Annotated in this window: 20 protein-coding genes; 10 read left to right on the forward strand and 10 right to left on the reverse strand. The window is 48.8% G+C overall.

The features are described 5' to 3' along the window. Window positions 1-99 precede the first annotated feature (99 nt). From AACQ84_RS05975 to ftsH, 3 genes are read right to left on the reverse strand one after another with little or no spacing between them, the layout of a single operon-like run. Window positions 100-999: an alpha/beta fold hydrolase gene (locus tag AACQ84_RS05975; RefSeq protein WP_012306796.1), complete on the reverse strand. Its 900-nt coding sequence runs from the start codon at window positions 997-999 to the stop codon at window positions 100-102. Between the two features lie 39 nt (window positions 1,000-1,038). Further along, the gene (yidD, locus tag AACQ84_RS05980; RefSeq protein WP_012306797.1) at window positions 1,039-1,281 is read right to left on the reverse strand and encodes a membrane protein insertion efficiency factor YidD; all 243 of its coding nucleotides are present in this window, start codon (window positions 1,279-1,281) and stop codon (window positions 1,039-1,041) included. Between the two features lie 5 nt (window positions 1,282-1,286). Next, window positions 1,287-3,200, reverse strand: coding sequence for an ATP-dependent zinc metalloprotease FtsH (gene ftsH / locus AACQ84_RS05985; protein WP_012306798.1), 1,914 nt, complete (start codon window positions 3,198-3,200; stop codon window positions 1,287-1,289). A gap of 482 nt (window positions 3,201-3,682) precedes the next feature. Between ftsH and AACQ84_RS05990 the strand changes: the two genes are divergently transcribed. After that, the gene (locus AACQ84_RS05990; protein WP_012306799.1) at window positions 3,683-5,320 is read left to right on the forward strand and encodes a mechanosensitive ion channel family protein; all 1,638 of its coding nucleotides are present in this window, start codon (window positions 3,683-3,685) and stop codon (window positions 5,318-5,320) included. An 83-nt stretch (window positions 5,321-5,403) separates the two neighbouring features. Further along, window positions 5,404-6,705, forward strand: a complete 1,302-nt coding sequence (locus AACQ84_RS05995) for a DUF3747 domain-containing protein (RefSeq protein WP_012306800.1) — start codon at window positions 5,404-5,406, stop codon at window positions 6,703-6,705. Window positions 6,706-6,810: 105 nt separating this feature from the next. On the opposite strand, the gene AACQ84_RS06000 is transcribed toward AACQ84_RS05995, so the two are convergent. The 4 genes from AACQ84_RS06000 to AACQ84_RS06015 all read right to left on the reverse strand — a co-directional run bounded on the left by AACQ84_RS06000 (window position 6,811) and on the right by AACQ84_RS06015 (window position 10,124). Beyond that, on the reverse strand, window positions 6,811-7,449 hold the full coding sequence (locus tag AACQ84_RS06000) for a hypothetical protein (protein ID WP_012306801.1): 639 nt from the start codon (window positions 7,447-7,449) through the stop codon (window positions 6,811-6,813). Window positions 7,450-7,704: 255 nt separating this feature from the next. Further along, window positions 7,705-8,058 carry a DUF1257 domain-containing protein gene (locus tag AACQ84_RS06005; protein WP_012306802.1) on the reverse strand — a complete coding sequence of 118 codons (354 nt, stop codon included), beginning with the start codon at window positions 8,056-8,058 and terminating at the stop codon, window positions 7,705-7,707. Between the two features lie 124 nt (window positions 8,059-8,182). Further along, window positions 8,183-9,682, reverse strand: a complete 1,500-nt coding sequence (gene ycf46 / locus AACQ84_RS06010) for a stress-responsive protein Ycf46 (protein ID WP_012306803.1) — start codon at window positions 9,680-9,682, stop codon at window positions 8,183-8,185. Window positions 9,683-9,785: 103 nt separating this feature from the next. After that, a complete protein-coding gene (locus AACQ84_RS06015; RefSeq protein WP_030006276.1) occupies window positions 9,786-10,124 on the reverse strand; it encodes a hypothetical protein in 339 nt (112 codons plus the stop codon). 248 nt (window positions 10,125-10,372) lie between these two features. On the opposite strand from AACQ84_RS06015, the gene AACQ84_RS06020 reads away from it, so the two are divergent. Further along, window positions 10,373-11,671: an FIST signal transduction protein gene (locus tag AACQ84_RS06020; protein ID WP_012306805.1), complete on the forward strand. Its 1,299-nt coding sequence runs from the start codon at window positions 10,373-10,375 to the stop codon at window positions 11,669-11,671. A gap of 12 nt (window positions 11,672-11,683) precedes the next feature. On the opposite strand, the gene AACQ84_RS06025 is transcribed toward AACQ84_RS06020, so the two are convergent. Further along, window positions 11,684-12,874 carry a class I SAM-dependent rRNA methyltransferase gene (locus tag AACQ84_RS06025; RefSeq protein WP_012306806.1) on the reverse strand — a complete coding sequence of 397 codons (1,191 nt, stop codon included), beginning with the start codon at window positions 12,872-12,874 and terminating at the stop codon, window positions 11,684-11,686. Between the two features lie 133 nt (window positions 12,875-13,007). Here AACQ84_RS06025 and AACQ84_RS06030 point away from each other — a divergent pair, with 133 nt between their 5' ends. The 4 genes from AACQ84_RS06030 (at window position 13,008) to AACQ84_RS06045 (ending at window position 15,495) form a co-directional block, all read left to right on the forward strand. Beyond that, a complete protein-coding gene (locus AACQ84_RS06030) occupies window positions 13,008-13,262 on the forward strand; it encodes a hypothetical protein (protein ID WP_065710489.1) in 255 nt (84 codons plus the stop codon). Further along, window positions 13,259-13,666 (forward strand): type II toxin-antitoxin system VapC family toxin, encoded by a 408-nt coding sequence (locus tag AACQ84_RS06035; protein WP_041443438.1) that lies wholly within the window; start codon window positions 13,259-13,261, stop codon window positions 13,664-13,666. The genes AACQ84_RS06030 and AACQ84_RS06035 overlap by 4 nt, the downstream gene beginning before the upstream one ends. A 7-nt stretch (window positions 13,667-13,673) precedes the next feature. Beyond that, complete coding sequence (locus AACQ84_RS06040) at window positions 13,674-13,817, forward strand: hypothetical protein (protein ID WP_156785468.1); 144 nt, start codon at window positions 13,674-13,676, stop codon at window positions 13,815-13,817. A 235-nt stretch (window positions 13,818-14,052) separates the two neighbouring features. Further along, window positions 14,053-15,495 (forward strand): sodium/glutamate symporter, encoded by a 1,443-nt coding sequence (locus AACQ84_RS06045; protein ID WP_012306808.1) that lies wholly within the window; start codon window positions 14,053-14,055, stop codon window positions 15,493-15,495. A gap of 8 nt (window positions 15,496-15,503) precedes the next feature. Here the strand turns inward: AACQ84_RS06045 and AACQ84_RS06050 are convergent, their stop codons facing one another. Together AACQ84_RS06050 and AACQ84_RS06055 are read right to left on the reverse strand one after the other, a co-directional pair. After that, entirely contained in the window at window positions 15,504-15,785 is a 282-nt protein-coding gene (locus AACQ84_RS06050) for a hypothetical protein (protein ID WP_143589355.1), read from the reverse strand. Next, window positions 15,782-16,078, reverse strand: coding sequence for a hypothetical protein (locus AACQ84_RS06055; RefSeq protein WP_041443440.1), 297 nt, complete (start codon window positions 16,076-16,078; stop codon window positions 15,782-15,784). Before AACQ84_RS06055 ends, AACQ84_RS06050 begins: the two co-directional genes overlap by 4 nt. A gap of 378 nt (window positions 16,079-16,456) precedes the next feature. Here AACQ84_RS06055 and AACQ84_RS06060 point away from each other — a divergent pair, with 378 nt between their 5' ends. The 3 genes from AACQ84_RS06060 to AACQ84_RS06070 are packed head-to-tail and all read left to right on the forward strand — an operon-like array spanning window position 16,457 to window position 18,552. Next, the gene (locus tag AACQ84_RS06060) at window positions 16,457-17,203 is read left to right on the forward strand and encodes a DNA cytosine methyltransferase (RefSeq protein WP_012306810.1); all 747 of its coding nucleotides are present in this window, start codon (window positions 16,457-16,459) and stop codon (window positions 17,201-17,203) included. After that, the gene (locus tag AACQ84_RS06065; protein WP_012308460.1) at window positions 17,193-17,612 is read left to right on the forward strand and encodes a DNA cytosine methyltransferase; all 420 of its coding nucleotides are present in this window, start codon (window positions 17,193-17,195) and stop codon (window positions 17,610-17,612) included. Before AACQ84_RS06060 ends, AACQ84_RS06065 begins: the two co-directional genes overlap by 11 nt. Then, window positions 17,533-18,552: an AvaI/BsoBI family type II restriction endonuclease gene (locus tag AACQ84_RS06070; RefSeq protein WP_200807221.1), complete on the forward strand. Its 1,020-nt coding sequence runs from the start codon at window positions 17,533-17,535 to the stop codon at window positions 18,550-18,552. Before AACQ84_RS06065 ends, AACQ84_RS06070 begins: the two co-directional genes overlap by 80 nt. Window positions 18,553-18,594: the final 42 nt, after the last annotated feature.

Below are 18,594 nucleotides of genomic sequence, written 5' to 3' on the forward strand. Positions count from 1 at the left end.
ACCGTGAGTTCCCTCCCCACGGTAAATCCTCCCAAAATCCGCCGTTCCTTCGATTATGGAGGGCCTGGTTTCAACTGATTTGAGTGTAAAAGCCCTAGGCTACGCTGACTGTTGTCGCCCTAACCAATCGAGTAAATAGCCGTTGACTAATGCCGGAGCTTCATCCTGGGGACAATGGCCGACATTATCGAGGGGAATAAACTCAATCTGAGGATATTGGGCGACAAGGGCACGGCCCAGATCAACTGGTTCCCACGGATCCGCTGTTCCCCACAAAACTGCCGTGGGGCAATGCAACTGGGGCAGCAGGTCGTCCGGGAGTGGCCCCTGGGAATAACTCGTAAAGGCCAGGAAAACCGCTGCCGCCCCTGGGTCCTGGGCGGGGGTCAGGATCAGCTCCACCAACTCATCGGTAATCGCTGTTTTGTCTCGGTAGGCCTGGGCTAAAATTTTGCGGATTGTTTTCGGCTGGGCCAATTGCTTAAAGAACAAGGAACCGAGGGGGGTTTGGGTCAAGAGTTTTTGGAAGAGGGGAACGCCCCAGCGTTGATAAAAAGGTGCTTTTAAAAGATTGCGCTCATGGAACAGCCGCAGGGAAAAATTGAGTGCCACAACCCCCCGCACCCAGTGGGGATAGGACACAGCCGCCTGCATGACAACGACACAACCAATGGAATTACCAACTAGAAAAGCCGGTTCACCAATGATTTCAGCACAGAACGCCTTAATCTGGGTGGCCCAAGTTTCAAAAGTGTAGTCCGCTTCAACCTCCGGTTGGGGTTTTGCCGATTTCCCAAAGCCCAGTAAGTCGATGGCATAGCAGCGGTAATGTTCCCCTAAAACCGGAAGATTTTTGCGCCAATGACCGGCCGAGGCCCCAAAGCCATGGACGAAAAGAACGGGCAGCCCCTGGGTGCCCCACTGACGATAGTTAATATTGAAGCCGTGCCATTGCCAGCTGTAATCGGTATGGGGATGAGCGGGGGAAGTAATGGTCATGGTGAGCGATGGATAAAACCGAAATAAGGAACAAATGTCCTAGGGCGTGTTGTCTAAATCGTGATGGCAAAGATGGGGCACCGGATCATAACCCCCAGGGTGAAACGGGTGACAGCGGCCAAGGCGCTTTAGGGCGAGCCAACTGCCCCGGAGTACACCAAAGCGTTCCACGGCTTCGAGGGCATATTGGGAACAGGTGGGCTGAAAGCGACAACTGGGGGGGAATAGGGGGGAAATCCAGCGACGGTAGCCTTTGATGCTCCAGAGGATTAAGCTTTTCATGGTATTTAGGCAACGGAAGCAGTCTTTTGGAGGTCGATGGTTTGACCAAGGGCTTCGTTGACGAGACGACTAAAGTCTTCGCCTTCGATGGTTTCTTCTTCGATGAGACGATCCACCAGACGATCTACAAGTTGACGATTGTCCCGAATAATTTGCTTGGCAGTTTCGTAGCACTCGTTGATAATTTCGCGCACCTTGAGGTCAATGCGCTGGGCGATCGCCTCGGAATATTCAGGCCGCTCCCCAAACCAATCATTTCTGAGGAAAACTTCACCCCGATTGGTTTCTAGGGCAAAGTGACCCAGTTCTGACATCCCAAATTTTGTCACCATTTGACGGGCAATGTTCGTGAGCATTTGGATATCCTGGGAGGCCCCAGAAGTGATTTCATCGTAGCCAAAGACAATATCCTCGGCGGCGCGTCCCCCCAGGGCCACGGCGATTTGGGCGCGGAATTGGGCTTTGGTGGTCAGACCCTGTTCTTCGTTGGGGGTAAACCAGGTTAGGCCTTGGGCGCGGCCCCGGGGAATAATGGTGACTTTCTGGAGGGGATCGTGGTCTTTGAGGATGGTGCCAACAATGGCATGGCCCACTTCGTGATAGGCAATGAGACGTTTACTTTTGCCATCGGTGAGGGCTGTTCCCTCCATTCCTGCTACAACCCGATCAATGGCGTCATTGATTTCGCTGCTGGTAATCGCTTCTTTGCGGCGGCGGGCGGTGAAAATGGCGGCTTCGTTGAGTAAGTTTGCTAGATCTGCCCCTGAAAAACCAGGGGTACGCCGGGCGATCGCCTCCAGATCAACATCCTCAGCGACTTTTTTATCTTGGGCATGCACTTCGAGGATTGCTAAACGCCCCAAACGGTCTGGATAATCTACAGTCACCTGGCGATCAAAGCGGCCGGGACGCAGGAGAGCTTGATCCAAGACATCAGGACGGTTGGTGGCGGCGATCACAATAATTCCAGAATTTCCTTCAAAACCGTCCATTTCTGTGAGTAGTTGGTTTAGGGTCTGCTCCCGCTCATCGTTTCCCCCACCAATGCCTGCACCCCGTTGGCGACCGACCGCATCAATTTCATCGATAAACACAAGACAGGGAGCGTTTTCCTGGGCCTTGCGGAAGAGATCCCGTACCCGTGACGCGCCAACCCCCACAAACATTTCCACAAATTCCGAGCCAGAAATACTGAAGAACGGTACGCCCGCTTCCCCGGCGATCGCCTTTGCTAGGAGCGTTTTACCCGTCCCCGGTGGGCCAATGAGGAGCATTCCTCTAGGGATTTTCGCACCAATTGCCGTAAATTTATTCGGTTCTTTTAAGAAGGTGACCACTTCAGCGAGTTCTTCCTTGGCTTCCTCGACCCCAGCCACATCCTTAAACATGATCCCCGTTTCCGCTTCCATCTGAAAGCGCGCTTTAGAACGACCAAAGTTCATGGCATTGTTTTGCATACTGGCCGAGCGGCGGATAATCAGCACTAGCCCCCCGATCAGAATCCCAAAAAGCAGGAGATTGGTAAAAATGGCGATCGCCACCGAATGATCCTGGGAAGGCACCACCTCAAAGTCAACATTATTTTCCCGGAGAGCGGCGAGGAGTTCTTGGTTATTGTTAAGGAGCTGGATGGTCTGGGCTTCTTCCTCAGTTTGCCCCCGGAGTGTGACCTGGGCCGTATTGGTTTCTGGGTCAAGGACGAAGCGATCCACCTGGTTTTGTCGGATATCCTGGAGCAGCTCTCCGTAGTTCAAGGTCTCCGTCGATTCCGTTGATTCTGTCTGAGCGATCGTCGCCGTTCCCCCTCCCCACAGTAAGGCTTGGCTCAAAAGAAAATTAGCCATCCCAGCTCGCCACTTAAAACGAGGTTTGGCCTGATGCTTCTGCTTGCTCGGAAGGAGGTGACGATAGTGCTTCATATTTCGGAGGGACAACGACAGAGAAACTGTTCTTATTCTAGAGTTTTCCTTTCCTAATCGGGGTGCTTCCCTTGGTTTTACGCCAAAATCTCCCTCTGTTTCCCGCAAATTTCCTCACCCAAAAGCCGTTACTAATAGCCGCTTAATCACCATGGCAAGGAGTAAATTGAATCTTGATCACAGAAAACAACTCCGACTCTATCCACAGTGATTTTTTGGCTGAACTTTCACCACCCCAAAAAAGTTTAGATCGTGACTCGCATTGCGATCGCAGGCGATGGTTTAGCTTGATCTTTGGAGCGTTAAGGAAAAAAATGATGGTTGCTGCCCGTTGGTAAATACAGTAGGTTAATTTTTTTTGTAATTTATTTTTGGGCTGCGGTATGGGATGGTGTTTTTGCTAAGTTGAAGCCGAGATTGTTAAAAAAAAGAACTAACCGCAATCTCGAATTTCAGTCAAAAACGGTGCAAAGACAGAAAACATGAATGGGATCCTCCTCGATCTTGGTGTGGTGATCGCCGAGATTATTCTCTTTTTAATCGCGATCACTGTGGGACAATTTTTAATTATTTTGACCCTGAAACGTCTAGCCCAATGGGTGCCAGAAAAACAAGGACAAAATCCCCTAAATTTAACCCAAAAAATCCTTAATAAATCCCTCTTCGTCATTAAGATCACCGGGGCCATAATCATTGCTGCCTTAAATGGTTATTTATTCCTTCAACAAAAATCCCCTTACCTTTATCTCCTTGATTTAATTAACGGCATCTCTCCGGAACAGTGGCAAAGGCTCGCCCTCGGTTTATTAAAAAGTGTTTTACTTCTGTTGCTCGTGAGTTTAATGATCGCTTCTCTGCGGCCACGCTTGAAACGGGCTGGCGATCGCCTCAAAGCTTGGAAAAATATCGAAGGCAATAACCACAGCTTAGATACGCTCTTTAAGGCCATTGATTTGGCGATCGCCAATGGTCTTTGGATTTTGGCCCTGGTGGTGTGCCTCAATTTTTTGTTTGTCCCTCCGAGCATTACCCAATATTTTTATCTCGCGATCAAAGTTTATTTTTTGCTTTGCTTTGGGATCATTGCTGTGCGGGCATCGTTTTCTTTGCTGGATACTTTAGATGGTTTATCAACGGAATTTATTGCCAAACATCCCCGGTCTCCCCTGCGATTTTACCCCCGGTTTCGTTATTTATTGGGCCTCACAAAACGTTGTTTAGAAACGGGCATTTATCTGGCGATCGCCGGAGTGATTTGTGCCCAATTTCCCCTACTCGATCACATTGCCCCCTATGCGATCCCGGCGAATCAAATTATCCTGATTATTTTCATCGCGGCCCTGGTGATCGAACTGAGCAATATCATTGTCGAAAAATTATTGTTGCGATCGCCAAACCTCAGTCCTGTCCAACAACGCCGTCGTTTAACCTTTATCCCCCTGGTGCAAAACACCGTACGCTACTGCATTTATTTTGTGAGTGGCGTTTCAATTCTCTATGTCTTTGACATTGACCCGACACCGATCCTCGCCGGGGCCGGGATCTTGGGTTTAGCAGTGGGGCTTGGGGCGCAAAATTTAATCAATGACCTCGTCAATGGCTTTTCCATTTTGTTGCAAAATTACTACCTTGTCGGTGATTTTGTCGAAACGGATAATGCCACAGGCCTTGTCGAAGAAATGGATCTGCGGGTCACACGCATCCGCGATACAGGGGGACGGCTACATATCATCCGCAATGGCGACATCAAGACCATTGTGAATTACTCCAAAGATTATGTGTATTCGGTGGTTTATGTTGGGGTCGCTTACGACTCAGATTTAGACCATGTGTATCAGGTTCTAGGGGATGTGGGCCACCAAATTCAAGGCTTACACCCTGATGTGCTCGAACCGACCCGCATTGATGGCCTCGATAACTTTGCCGAATCTGAACTCACCATCCGCACGGTTACCAAGGTGAAACCAGGAAAACATCTACCGGTGCAGCGTCTCCTGCGGAAGTTAATCAAAGAAGCCTTCGACCGCGAACAGATCGAAATTCCCTTTGCCCGCCGTGTACTCATCTTCAAAAATGAAGCCCCTGACCTCGATTCACTTCGAGATTCGGAAAATATGTAAGACTTTTGTAATAGCTGGGCTCAAAATAGGCGAAATTCAGTCTAATGGGAGCAGTAGTTGTCTAAAATCCAAGATTATTTGTCATGTCTAAAGCTGCCTTATCCGGAAAAATGTTGGCGATCGCCCTTGCAACCCTCAGTAGTGTTGTACCTTTGGGACGCGCCCAAGCCCAAACTGTTTTTGGAGAAGCAGAGATCAACCCCGAATCCATGGCGGCGATCGCCGTCCCCCTCAGTAACGGTGGCTATAACCTCCTCGTAGTCGAACAGCTCGAACGGGAAGACCGCAAAGAATGTTGGGCCGAAAGTGGCGCAAATCCGACCAGCATTGATCCCCTGCTGCTGAACTTTGACTTTACTGGCTATTGTCGCCGCAGCACCGATAGTAATGGCTACTCCATGCGGATCAATGGGCAAGATTTTGGCCAGAGCCACCTATTGCGCATCACTCGCTTCGAAAATGAAATTTTGTTGGTCGCCACTCCCAAAGATAACGATCAAGAAGAAATTGTCATTGGCCGTAGTAATGGTCTCACCGAAGGCTTCCTTAAGTTCAACCTCCTCCCCGGTTGGGAATTTACCCGCCGTACCTTTGAAGAGCGACCCCTGGGCCACTTTTACTTTTCTAACGAGGGCCGCCAGTTCGCCGTCCTTAAAAAACCCACCATTGATGACTTAGTTGCGGGCATTACGCAGAGTTCAATTGTGACGGTCGATAGTCTCCCCGGTCTGGCAATCTCCCCACCAGAAATTACAAATCCCTCTGAAACGCCTGATCCCGGCAGTACGGTGGCCCAATTTACTGATATCAGTGGTGATATTTACCGTAACGAAATTGCCCAAGCGGTGAATGTCGGTTTTATTGCTGGTTTTAACGACAATACCTTCCGGCCCACCGATGTCCTGACCCGCGAACAGTTGGTTTCCATGGCCATTGAAGGTCTCCAAGCTCTTCCCAATGCTTCCCTGGCTGTGCCCACCCAAGTTGCGAATGCCCCCTATCCCGATGTGGCTGCCGACCGTTGGAGTGCGGCAAAAATCACCTGGGCCCAGGCGAACAATATTGTCAGTGGCTATCCCGATGGGACTTTCCAACCCACTCAACCCGTCACCCGGGCCGAACTATTAGCCGTTCTCCGTCGCACCGCAGAATATGCCAAGGCCGCCCAAGGTCAACCGATGACCCTCGTGGCCACCAATGGCCCCATTGCTTTTAGTGATACGGCGGGTCACTGGGCCAATGATTTGGCTGCCCAGATGTCTACTTACTGTCGCGTCGCTTCTCCTTTGAATGAAAGTGGCGATCGCTTTTTCCCCGATACTGCCTCCCAACGGAACTACGCCGCCGCTGCCACCCTCCGGACACTCCAATGCAGCGTGCGATAAATTTTCCCTTTAAATTTTGGCCATAAAAAGACCATAAAAAAATAGCCCTGGTGTTGATTCATCGGGGCTATTGCTATATCAGGCTTTTTTTACCAACCGAAAAGTTTAGATAGGCGTAATATTGACGGAATCAAAAAATGCGTTGGCTTCTGGACTATCCACGCGATCGCCTTCCGTCACCATCAAAATTTGGTGGAGGGTGGGGCCGTTGGGATCGATGTAGATTTCAGCGCGGGTGGTATAAACTTCGCCATTATCCTGGGCGGCGTTCATCACCAATTTTTTCCCCGGAATCCCAAACTTATCACTTGGCTCATCAGAAACAATTGTCGAACCTGAGTTGCTGGCCGCCCCTTCCTTGGCCGCTTCAAGTCCCTGGGCCGCATCATATTGATCAGGAGAAACCGGATACGTAACACTACTCACCATAAAAAATTGCGTATTGGCGTCGTCCGCGTAGGAAGTCATTGTGAACTGTAGTTCACCCAGATCAGAGGGGGTCGTTTGACTTTCCGTTTGAGGCGTACCTGGAAATTTAACTGCGAGTTTGCCATTTTCCGTTTGAAAATCAACCCAATCTGCCGTGACGTTGGTTGACTCATTCGTCGCGGTTGATTCACTGGTTGTTTCTTCTGTACCTGAAGTATTTTGCTCACCGGACGTATTATTGCCAACGAGTCCGCAGCCGAATAGAGCAGCCTGAAGCGTTGCGACACTCAAAAAAAGTAAAAATTTAGATTTCATAAAATTTTAGACCAACATTTTAAATTGAGCCCGTGACCTCCTCCATGCCAAAAATAACGAGGCACAAAACGATGGGCTGCTTTCTGCAATCCTAAACATTTAGACTAAGGAGATGCACTTCTTTTAATGTTACTTAATTGAGTCTCGCTGCTGAAATATTGATCTACCCTCAGACCCCAGCACAAGACCCAATGAAAAAGGGCTGATCTCTGCGATGAGACCAACCCTAGCTCTTCGTGGGAACGCATTTAGTCGTTACTTTTGCAATACCAGTTTGACGTTCGCATTGTTGAGACCACGTTGCTTAACTTCAGCGAGGGTCTTGTTGATGGCGTACTTCTGGTTGATGGAATTGATCAGTTCAGTTTGGTTGTGCTTCTTCGCGACACCCCATAGGTCAGCGATGAGGTCAAAGCTGCCGTCGGCATTGCGAGTCCAGCCGAGGTCATAATCGCCTTCGAGAGTAGCCACGATGTCTGCTTGAATCTGTTGGCCGTTGTAGCCACGAACTGCAGCATCGGTATTCACAGAAATTCCGAGGTCTTGCAGGGAAGTCTTGAGAACTGCGGCATCGGTGATTTTAGTGCGGAGAGTGCTAAAGTGGGACATTGGAATAATTCTCCAAAAACAACAACATTTGAGTTTTTTGTGTAAAGACCACTAATAAAGTGGTTTTTTAAATGCCAACAAGTTGGGAATCTTGTTGACCTTAATCCGGGACAGATTAAGCCTGTTAGAACTCCAATCGCTGGTATTCGGCGACGGAGGCTGAAGCAGGTCGGGCGCGCTGTCTGGCCCAATCGCGGAGACTATTGACCTGTTCAGTCATGGTGCGGGAAAGGGGCAAGGTTGCTTTGATCGCGGCGATAATGTCGAGTTGGGTAAACTCGCGATCTTGGGCAAAGGCCTCGTACATGGCGGCAATAATCGCCTGTTCGATTTCCGCACCGGAAAAACCTTCTGAAATTTTTGCCAGTTGTTCTGTGTCGAAGCGATCGCCGACTGGCCGACGTTTGTGGAGATGGATATTAAAGATCGCTTCCCGTTCGCTGGGGTTGGGGAGATCCACGAAAAAGATTTCGTCGAATCGTCCTTTCCGAAGAAATTCCCCTGGTAGCCGATCCACTCGGTTCGCGGTGGCCATTACAAAAACGGGGGATTCTTTTTCTTGCATCCAGGTGAGAAACGAGCCAAAGATACGGCTGGAGGTGCCTCCATCGGAATCCGCAGATCCAGAGGAACCGGCAAAGGCTTTGTCTAATTCGTCGATAAAGAGAATCGCTGGAGAAATGGACTCGGCGGTTTTAAGGGCACTGCGGAGGTTTGCTTCGGATTTGCCTACGGTGGAGCCATCATATACCCGCCCCATATCGAGACGCAGGAGGGGAAGACCCCATAACCGAGAAGTTGTTTTAGCCAGGAGTGATTTACCACAACCCGGTACACCAAGAATCAACATTCCCTTGGGTTGGGGTAGTCCATATTCCCGTGCTGCTTCGGTAAAGGCATTGGAGCGTTGTTTAAGCCAGCGCTTGAGTTCCTCTAAGCCGCCGATGGCGTCAATGGTTTCGTCTTCTTCGATAAATTCGAGAATACCGTTACGGCGAATCAGTTGCTTTTTCTCGGAGAGGACAATTTCTACCTCTGAAGCAGTGAGTTTCTTCGCCTTAACCTGGGCTTTGCGATAAACTTTCTCGGCTTCGTCCTTAGTCAGGCCCAGGGCTGCCTTGAGGAGTTTTTCTCGCACAACGGGGGAAATGGGGTGCCGGGGATTGAGGTATTGGGCGAGAACTTGATCGAGTTCGTCGAGGGTCGGGAAAGGAAAATCCAGGACAACAACGTCTTTTTCGAGTTCGAGGGGCACCTTCTGATAGGGGGACATTAAAATAATGTGCTTTTGGCGGCCCTTAAAGCTGGCGATCGCATCCCGTAACCAACGGACGGTGCTGGGATCGTCTAAAAATGGATGCAGATCCTCAAAGATAAAAATGCCAGAATCGTTGTGGTGAATGACTTCACGAATGGCCGCTTCTGCTGAGAGGGTGCGAGTTTGGGGCTTCCGGTCGGAACCATATTCCACCAAGCCATGGGTCATCGTCCAGACGAAAACATTCTGATATTCACACAGTTGCGCAATGTGGGCGATCGCCGCCTCGGCCCGTTCCTCCTCGGGGGTGATGAGGTAGATCAGGGGGTATTGAGCTTGAATGAGGGTATTGAGCTCTTCTTTCATGGGTTTAGTCCTGACGTTCTAAAAGGGGGAATTAGGCGGCACCACATCGACCAGAGTGGAGGTAAATCGGGAGAAAAATAAACGGCGATCGCCGATCGGACAGCTAGCAAGTGACTAGTTCTGCCCCATCCGCAGCACCCTTTGCACTTTGCAAATCCTGTGCAATCTCTTCATCAAGGAGTACCGTTGGCTGCCTCTTGAGGGAAACCAGTTGTCCATCCCGGAGTACCACCGCCCCTTCGCAATCGGGACAAATGTGGACACGGTGGGTTTGGCCATAGGTTTCTTGTACTTCTTCTACCACTTCAGGGTGTTGTAGATAGAAGGCCACGGCTTTTTCCACTAAAGCAGACATGGAATCTGCATCGAGGGCTGCCTTGATTTTGAGCTGACGATGGATCGCCGCAGGCAGATAGAGGGTGACTTTTTGCTTATCTTGCATACAACTAATGGAAGCTTTACCCGATGGGGTATACCGCCCTACTGTACCCAGCCCACCGGAGACCGTCAAGCTGCTATAGCGTTATGCCGTCTTTTTTGTAATATTCCGTTACAAAATCTAGGCGATTGCCACTGTGAGGAAATTGCCATCTGTCTGGGGGTAGACCCTGGTTTTCTCTGGCCTTTTCCCTGTAAGCTAAAGACTTTGGGAGAATCTCAAAAACCGCAACCGATTCAAGATGTGTCAGTATGCTTAAGGCATTGTGGAAAAAATTAGGAATCACTGGGGCACAACCCGCAGTCGATACCCATCCTTTTCAGTGGCTAAATGCCCTCTCGACCCAAGCGTCCCTAGAAGGAGCCATTGATGAAGCCGTTGCCCAAATCCAAGAAAATCTCTCTGGTAGTGCAGATCTGGCCATTCTCTTCATTTCAGCCGCGTTTGCCAGCGAATATGCCCGGATCTTGCCGCTCTTGACTGAAAAATTAGCCTGCAAAGTAGTGATTGGTTGCGGTGGCGTGAGTATTATTGGCACCGACGCAACCGGAGAAACCCAAGAATGTGAAGGACAACCCGCCCTTAGTTTAACGGTGGCCCATTTACCAGATGTGGAAGTCGTGCCTTTCCATGTCACCGAGAAAGATTTACCTGATTTAGATAGCGCCCCAGACCCTTGGATCGACATTTTTGGGGTTAGCCCCGAGGCGGAACCGAATTTTATTTTGCTGGCGGATCCCTTTTCGTCGAGTATTACGGATCTGTTGGCGGGCCTTGATTTTGCCTATCCAAATGCGGCAAAGGTAGGAGGACTAACAAGCTCCGGCGGCAGAACAGCCAGCGGTTTGTTTTACTACGAAGCCGACCAAGAACCAACCCTGTTGCGGTCTGGCACAGTGGGGGTGGCTTTGGCTGGAAATATCCAGATGGAGACCGTTGTCGCCCAGGGATGTCGGCCCATCGGTGAGGTGTATCAAATTACCCAATGCGATCGCAATATCATCACGGAATTATCGGTGGCCGAGGGTGAACAGCTCCGCCATGGCTCCCCCCTACGATTTTTGCAGGAGTTGATCGCCGAGTTGGATGAAGAAGATCAAGCCCTCGCCCAGGATTCTCTTTTTATCGGCATTGCGATGGATGCCTTTAAACAAAAGCTTATCCACGGGGATTTTCTCATTCGCAACTTACTTGGGGTAGACCCTAGGGCTGGGGCGATCGCCGTGGGCGATCGCATTCGGGCGGGCCAAAGGGTACAGTTTCACCTGCGGGATGCAGAGACTTCAGCGGAAGATCTCTCGGTGCTGTTACAACAGTTCCAAGCAAATGATCCGCTGGAACCTCCTTTTGGAGCCTTGATGTTTGCCTGTCTCGGTCGCGGGAAGGGACTCTATGGGGAGCCAAATTTTGATTCGACCCTCTTTTCTACGGCCTTGCCAACACCCAATTTAGGGGGATTTTTCTGCAATGGGGAAATTGGCCCCGTCGGCGATCGCACCTTTTTGCATGGCTACACTTCCGTGTTTGGAATTTTGCACCCAAAGGCATGAGTTAAATAATCGCTAAATAATGGGGCTGACCTTCGCAACAACAAATTTTAAATAGCGTCCCTCTGGAAAAGCGGCTGGCACCGGATGATCGCAGGGTTGTCCGGCCTCGTGGATAATTTGCAGGTAATAATTAGCCGAGGCAGCGGCACTGGCAAGCATTTCTCGGAAGGCTTCGGGGCTGACTTGGCTGGTGCAACTGGCAGAAACCAGTAATCCATTAGGGGCAACGCATTGGAGGGCGAGGGCATTGAGTTTGGTGTAGGCACGGATGGCGGCAAACCGATTTTTTTTGCTTTTAGCGAAACTGGGTGGATCGAGGATTACAAGATCGAAGGTTTGTTTTGCTTGGGCGTAGCGGTTGAGAACATCAAAGCAGTCAGCGGTGACAAAGGTATGTTTGCCTGGGTCAAAATGATTGAGGCGCACGTTGGTGTTGGCGACTTCCGCTAATTGCTTGCCCACATCGACATTGGTCACCTGGCTAGCACCACCGCGCAGGGCGTAGAGAGAAAAGGCTCCGGTGTAAGAAAAACAGTTGAGAACGGTTTTATCGTGGCTAATTTCGCCAATAAATTTGCGATTTTCCCGGTGATCAAGGAATAGGCCTGTTTTTTGGCCCGTTTGCAAATTCACCTGGAAGACTAGACCATGTTCAGTAACGGTAATATCGCCCTTGGGTTCCTTGCCCCAGAGCACTTGGGTTTTGCTGTCTGTATCGCGATCTTCTAAATTTTCTAAATGTTTGGTGCGCCATAAAATTCCCTGTAGTGGGGCGACTTCCCGCAGCGATCGCACGAGCCAATCGAGCAGTACATTGGCCGCTTCCATATAAGTTTGCACGACGGCGTATTCCCCATACAGATCCACCGTAATTCCTGGCAGGCGATCGCCTTCCCCAAAGAGCCAGCGGTAGGCGGTGCAATTGCTTTGGCGCAGGGGTTCCCGTAAATCCCAGGCTGTTTGTACCTGCTGTTGTAACCAGCGACGGTCAGGCAGATGCCGTTGGGAAAAAATCCGGACAGCAATGGGACTTTTGTTATCCCAAAGGCCGAATCCCGTCCAGTTGCCACATTTAACTCGCAACCATTCCCCCGTTTCAAAGCGGAGACTCTTCGGCAATTTATCGCGATAGATCCAGGGATGACCTTGCACGAGATGCTTTTTCAGTTGGGGGGAAACGGTGATTTCGCGGAGTTTTGCCATGGGAATCGTAGAATGGGCAGCCTTCTATTATTGATCGTTCCCGTCGGCGATCGCCCACCATCAAGATATAGATAAAAGTCGCTTATCAAAGGTTTGGCATAATTGTGGGTATATCTTTTTAGAGCTATCTTTTATGAATCAACGCACGATTGAAGGAACTTGGGAAGAGATCTTACAGCATGCATCTGAGTTGACTGGACAGCAAGTAAGGTTAACAGTTTTATCTCCTAAAGCATTACAGCCTCAGCAGCCAATGACCTTAGAACAGACACTACAAGATAGAATTGGCCGAGTTCAGTTTCAGCCCTCTGATCTATCTGCACGGACAAAGGACGCTTTTGCGGATATGTTGGCAGATAAAAATCAGTCATGGGGTCATCGTTCATGACTCTATGCGATGCTTCGGCTTTGATTGCCCTGATTAACCGGAACGATAACAATCAAAGTCGTTGTGCGGCTGTACTTTCAAGACTTCAAGCTCCATTGGTCACAACTTGGTCTTGTTTTACTGAGGCGATGCATTTACTAGGTCGGTATGGTGGATGGCTCGCGCAGCAGGAGTTATGGAGTTATGTCGCCGACGAGCTTCTTGTATTGCACGTATCTAACGAGGCAGAACAGAGACGAATGCAACAGCTAATGGAACAGTATCGGGATGTGCCGATGGATTTGGCGGATGCTTCCTTAGTCACTGCGGCTGAAGTTTTGAATCAAAAGACAATTTTTACCCTTGACCGAGATTTTTACATTTATCGCCTTCCCGGAAATCAACCTTTTGATGTTGTTCCTTGAAATTTCCTTGAATTCTTTACTCCGGCGGGCAATTGGGTCAGGGCGATCGCCTTCTGAAACAGGCGAAATTGTGCCGCCATCTGATCGCAACTCCCTACGACGTAGAGCCAGACCAAGGGAGTTGTTCCTCGCCAGTAACGGCAATGTGTAAAACACGGCACATCAGGCAAGCGGTTCTGTAGAGTTCTGTAACTCTAATCACTCCGTAATTCCAAACTTTCCCTATGATGCAAGTCAGTCCTATTCAGGTCAGTGAAACAGTAAGTTAGCGCACAACTCATCCATGAAATTAAGGAAAAACAGGATGAATTTTGTTGTACTCATGCCTGTTGCACAGTCTATTACTTTCCTGTCCAGGATATTTATTTAGTGGACGAAACGGGGTCATGTTTACTCTCAGAGATGTTTTTTTTGCCTTTATCCTAATTGCGTTACTGGTTTTAGCGGGGCGATACGTCAAACAAAAAGTGCGCTGGATCCAGAGGCTTTATTTACCTGAATCCATTGTGGCTGGTGTATTAGCACTGCTGCTGGGGCCTCAAGTTTTAGGGGCGATCGCCACTGCTATTTCTGGGGGAACCTCGATCCTGTCAGATGGGCTTTTTTCAGAACCGATTCGCGCCGTTTGGTCACAATCGCCAGGGATCTTTATCAATATTGTCTTTGCGGCCCTATTCCTTGGGGAAGCTATTCCACGACCAAAAGACATTTGGACAAAAACGGCTCCTCAAGTCGTCTTTGGGCAAACATTGGCCTGGGGTCAATACGTAGTGGGAATCCTGGTAACCCTGCTGATTTTGATGCCGCTATTTGGCGTAAATCCCATTGCTGCTTGCTTAATCGAGATTGGCTTTGAAGGAGGGCATGGCACCGCCGGCGGGATGGCTGAGACGTTTACTGAACTGGGCTTTGAGGCAGGTGCGGATCTGGCTTTGGGCATTGCCACGGTGGGCATTGTTGGCGGAATTGTTGCGGGTACGGCGCTAGCAGATTGGGGCCGGCGTAAGGGCCATGTCACATCTTTTCAGAAAGCTGTAGAAGATTTAGATGGTGTACCGGAACTGACAGAAACGGAATCCCCTGAGGTACGCCGTCGTCGCGCCCAACTCATGCGTAACCTACTAATTGATCCTCTGTCGATCAATTTTGGCATTGTCGGTGCGGCGATTGTGATTGGTTGGCTTATTTTAGAAGCACTGGTTTGGGTGGAGTCGGTTACCTGGGGACAAACTGGGTTTGAGGTAATCTCCTATGTGCCGTTATTCCCGATGGCTCTGATTGGCGGCATCATTGTGCAGTTGGTGATGGAACGTCTGGGGTTAGCGCCTTTGATTATTCGCTCGCTGATGAGTAACATTGCGGGTTTAGCCTTGGACGTGGTCGTGGTGACGGCACTGGCCTCTATCTCCCTGAGTGTAATTGGTTCCAACTTGGGTGTATTTACCATTTTGAGTGTCGTAGGCATCACCTGGAATGTGGTGATGTTTCTTTATTTCGCCCCACGTATTTTTCCGAGTCATTGGTTTGAAAAAGGAATCGGCGATATGGGTCAGTCGATGGGAGTGACGGCCACGGGAATTTTATTATTGAGAATGGTCGATCCGGAGAACCGCACCGGTGCGTTTGAGAGTTTTGCTTATAAACAACTGTTCTTTGAACCGATTGTTGGTGGTGGATTGTTTACAGCGGCAGCTCCGGCGCTTGTTGTTCGCTTTGGCCTGGTACCAGTACTATTACTCACGGGCGGGCTGTTGATTTTTTGGTTGGCGATGGGATTCTTGATTATTCGCCAGAACCAGCAACAAAGACGGCGATCGCCTTCCCTTTGAGATTGTATTTATTGAGGCGATCGCCCTTTCCACCATTTCACTAAGGCTTCATAAAGAGCACGATCGGCGCGGTCATCGGTATGTCCATGGTTGGAATACCCCAGATCTACGATGCGACCTTCTAGGGTGAGCCAGTGCTTTTTCCCTTTGGCAGAAACGTAGCAAATGCGCGTTCGATTCACCCAATAGGATCGTTTTGCTCCTTCTTCGCGCATTCGGTGCCAAGCAATATCGGCGATCGCCTGGCGCGGTAACCACAGACAGTTATGTCGCCCTAGATTATCAATCAAGCGGCCACCAGCCCATGGGACAACAGCACCATTCCGTAGCCTTCCTCTTTCCGTTTGCGCAATCGAGAGCAATGCCAGGTACGGTAGAACGATTGGGCCATATCCCAGGCCATATAGGTGCAATAGCCGATCAAAACCGCCAAAACTAGAAACAATAGGAGCGTAAACCCCAATTCCGGTAAGTTCTGTTGGGTTAGGGTTTGCCAAAGTCGCCCATAACTGCTGGGCTGATAGATGGCCTGGGAAATTAAAGCTGGCACCAGTCCCAGAATGGGCAATGCATACATCACCATGAAGGGCAGTAAGCAGATTTGGACAAACCAATCTGTCTGTGCGCGTAAAAATCGTCCTGGTAGATAGTGGGCGCTTCCCTGGCGAAAGGCAGTCTGATAGGGTTCTGGCAGTACGGTCAGGGGATATAGCCTTGCCGGGGGAAATGAATTGGATGAAGACCTTAGTTGCTGCACAAGTCAGGCTCTGTCGCTATGGTTAGAGGAGCAGATAGCATTGAGTGTACTGTACCGGAATAGCTTACCTACCGTTATCCTATCCGCAATATCCATAAAAGGCGATCGCCTACCCTTCGAGAGACTTGATCCACTCAAGGTAGTATTGTCCTGATCCCTAAGAGATAATCTTTAGGTGAGCTGTACAATAACATAAAATTCATAATGGAAAAAAAACTGATAAGCCTATTTTCCGGAGCTGGTGGCATGGACATCGGCTTTCACGCTGCTGGCTTCAGTACGGCGGTAGCTGTGGAACAAGATCCGTCTTGCTGCAATACTCTAAGGCTTAATATGCCGGACACTCCAGTCATTGAAGGCGACATCACCTCAATTACAACACAGGTTATCTTAGAAGCGGCAAAAGTCAATCCTCTTGAAATTGACCTAGTTATTGGTGGCCCCCCTTGCCAAAGTTTCAGCCTAGCAGGTAAACGTATGGGAATGGATGATCCGAGAGGAATGCTGGTACTTGAGTTTCTACGTGTAGTCAGGGAGGCATTGCCAAAGTGTTTTGTTATGGAGAATGTCAAAGGAATGATCAATTGGTCAAAGGGAAAGGCTCTTGAGGCTATCATGACAGAAGCATCGCAGCCTATAAAATACGCTGGAAAAGAATATAAATATGCTGTTTCGTATCATGTCCTAAATGCTGCTGATTTTGGTGTTCCGCAATTTAGAGAAAGAGTATTCATCGTAGGTAATCGTTTGGGCAAAACATTCCAATTTCCTGAACCAACTCATGGGCCTAGCAACCAAGCGAGACAGATAGATCTTTTTGGCAAGCAGCTAAAACCTTACAAAACTGTTCAAGATGCAATTAGCACTCTCCCCCCTGCAACCCCTCCTTCAGCGATGGCACTAAGAGTTTCGCAGACCATAAAAGATAGGATAAAGAATCATGGATATTAAAAACGTTCATATCAAAAATCACGAACAAACAGCTCATGCACCTTCCACTCTAGAAAAAATTCGTAAAGTCAAACAAGGGGGTAAACTCTCAGAACAGACAAAGACATTTGGTTCAACCTACCGCAGGTTAGATCCGAACCAGCCATCTCCTACAGTGACCCGTAGTGGTTATCGAGATTTTATTCATCCTTTTGAAGATCGAATGCTCACAGTTCGTGAACTGGCTTGTTTGCAAACCTTTCCCCTTGATTGGGAGTTTACCGGAACTCGACTTGATTCTTATAGTAGTAAACGTAAAGTGACGATGACTCAGTTTGGACAAGTGGGTAATGCAGTACCGCCGTTACTTGCTGAAGCTGTTGCTAAAGCGGTTAGCGAACAGCTTCTGGATGTCATTGATGAAAAATAATCAGTTTGTAAACAATTCCAGTGACCTTGTGACGACAAAAGATGCTCGCAGAAGTGGTTTTCTTGAATATGCTCTTCGTCGCAATAAAGAGTCTATTCCATTTATCGACAAGGCGAAAGCTCTACAAGTATCTCTTCAGAAGAATACAAAGTGTGCAGAAGATATTCTCAAACTCTATGACATCCGAGAAACACTCATTGAGGCAGCGGGTGTATCTGTCAAGGCGAAGGCTCACCTCGATGACATGGACAAAAATGAAATTCTTGCAGGCTTTGTTAAGGAGGTTCTTGCACCTTGTGGCAAAAAGTATATCGATGAGATTGTCTATCGTTACTTGCTCACACTTGGAGATGCTCTTGGTGGTAAAATGCGCAACATTGTTGGTTCTATCGCAGAAGAGAAATTCGTCAGATTTATCGTTGCCCAGTTACAGGTGCATGATATTGAATTTGAACTATTTCCAAAACGTTCGCAATGGATTTCAAACAAAAACTATAGAGCTGAGATGGCTGCACGAACGAAAGCCTTAAGATGGAAAAATAAAACAACTTATCGATCTCTAATTTTCAACATTAATGTTCCACAGGTCAAAAAGAATATTGATATCGTGCTGCTAAATGACAAGATTGAAGGAGTAACCTCGTCTATTTTGGCTAATATCCTTAACGATAAAAATAAGTATCTTGCCATCGGTGAGTTAAAGGGCGGAATTGATCCAGCCGGGGCAGATGAACATTGGAAAACGGCAAATACAGCTCTTAGTAGAGTAAGAGATTCTTTCAAGAACAAAATCCACTTATTTTTCATTGGGGCTGCGATAGAAACCAGTATGTCGGCAGAGATTTACGAACAATGCCAGACAGGTGAACTTAGTAACGCAGCAAATCTCACTGTTGATAATCAATTATCTGCATTGTGTGAGTGGCTAATAACGCAATAACTTTACAAAATCAAACCCGATCGCCTCTCTATTTTGATAAAT

The sequence above is a fragment of the Picosynechococcus sp. PCC 7002 genome, assembly GCF_963860125.1.
GTDB lineage: Bacteria > Cyanobacteriota > Cyanobacteriia > Cyanobacteriales > MRBY01 > MRBY01.

Excerpts from the sequence above, each read along its gene's own strand:
- AACQ84_RS05975 (WP_012306796.1), bottom strand. The coding sequence starts at position 999 with ATGACCATTACTTCCCCCGCTCATCCCCATACCGATTACAGCTGGCAA.
- yidD (WP_012306797.1), bottom strand. The coding sequence starts at position 1,281 with ATGAAAAGCTTAATCCTCTGGAGCATCAAAGGCTACCGTCGCTGGATT.
- ftsH (WP_012306798.1), bottom strand. The coding sequence starts at position 3,200 with ATGAAGCACTATCGTCACCTCCTTCCGAGCAAGCAGAAGCATCAGGCC.
- AACQ84_RS05990 (WP_012306799.1), top strand. The coding sequence starts at position 3,683 with ATGAATGGGATCCTCCTCGATCTTGGTGTGGTGATCGCCGAGATTATT.
- AACQ84_RS05995 (WP_012306800.1), top strand. The coding sequence starts at position 5,404 with ATGTCTAAAGCTGCCTTATCCGGAAAAATGTTGGCGATCGCCCTTGCA.
- AACQ84_RS06000 (WP_012306801.1), bottom strand. The coding sequence starts at position 7,449 with ATGAAATCTAAATTTTTACTTTTTTTGAGTGTCGCAACGCTTCAGGCT.
- AACQ84_RS06005 (WP_012306802.1), bottom strand. The coding sequence starts at position 8,058 with ATGTCCCACTTTAGCACTCTCCGCACTAAAATCACCGATGCCGCAGTT.
- ycf46 (WP_012306803.1), bottom strand. The coding sequence starts at position 9,682 with ATGAAAGAAGAGCTCAATACCCTCATTCAAGCTCAATACCCCCTGATC.
- AACQ84_RS06015 (WP_030006276.1), bottom strand. The coding sequence starts at position 10,124 with ATGCAAGATAAGCAAAAAGTCACCCTCTATCTGCCTGCGGCGATCCAT.
- AACQ84_RS06020 (WP_012306805.1), top strand. The coding sequence starts at position 10,373 with ATGCTTAAGGCATTGTGGAAAAAATTAGGAATCACTGGGGCACAACCC.
- AACQ84_RS06025 (WP_012306806.1), bottom strand. The coding sequence starts at position 12,874 with ATGGCAAAACTCCGCGAAATCACCGTTTCCCCCCAACTGAAAAAGCAT.
- AACQ84_RS06030 (WP_065710489.1), top strand. The coding sequence starts at position 13,008 with ATGAATCAACGCACGATTGAAGGAACTTGGGAAGAGATCTTACAGCAT.
- AACQ84_RS06035 (WP_041443438.1), top strand. The coding sequence starts at position 13,259 with ATGACTCTATGCGATGCTTCGGCTTTGATTGCCCTGATTAACCGGAAC.
- AACQ84_RS06045 (WP_012306808.1), top strand. The coding sequence starts at position 14,053 with ATGTTTACTCTCAGAGATGTTTTTTTTGCCTTTATCCTAATTGCGTTA.
- AACQ84_RS06055 (WP_041443440.1), bottom strand. The coding sequence starts at position 16,078 with ATGGTGATGTATGCATTGCCCATTCTGGGACTGGTGCCAGCTTTAATT.
- AACQ84_RS06060 (WP_012306810.1), top strand. The coding sequence starts at position 16,457 with ATGGAAAAAAAACTGATAAGCCTATTTTCCGGAGCTGGTGGCATGGAC.
- AACQ84_RS06065 (WP_012308460.1), top strand. The coding sequence starts at position 17,193 with ATGGATATTAAAAACGTTCATATCAAAAATCACGAACAAACAGCTCAT.
- AACQ84_RS06070 (WP_200807221.1), top strand. The coding sequence starts at position 17,533 with ATGCAGTACCGCCGTTACTTGCTGAAGCTGTTGCTAAAGCGGTTAGCG.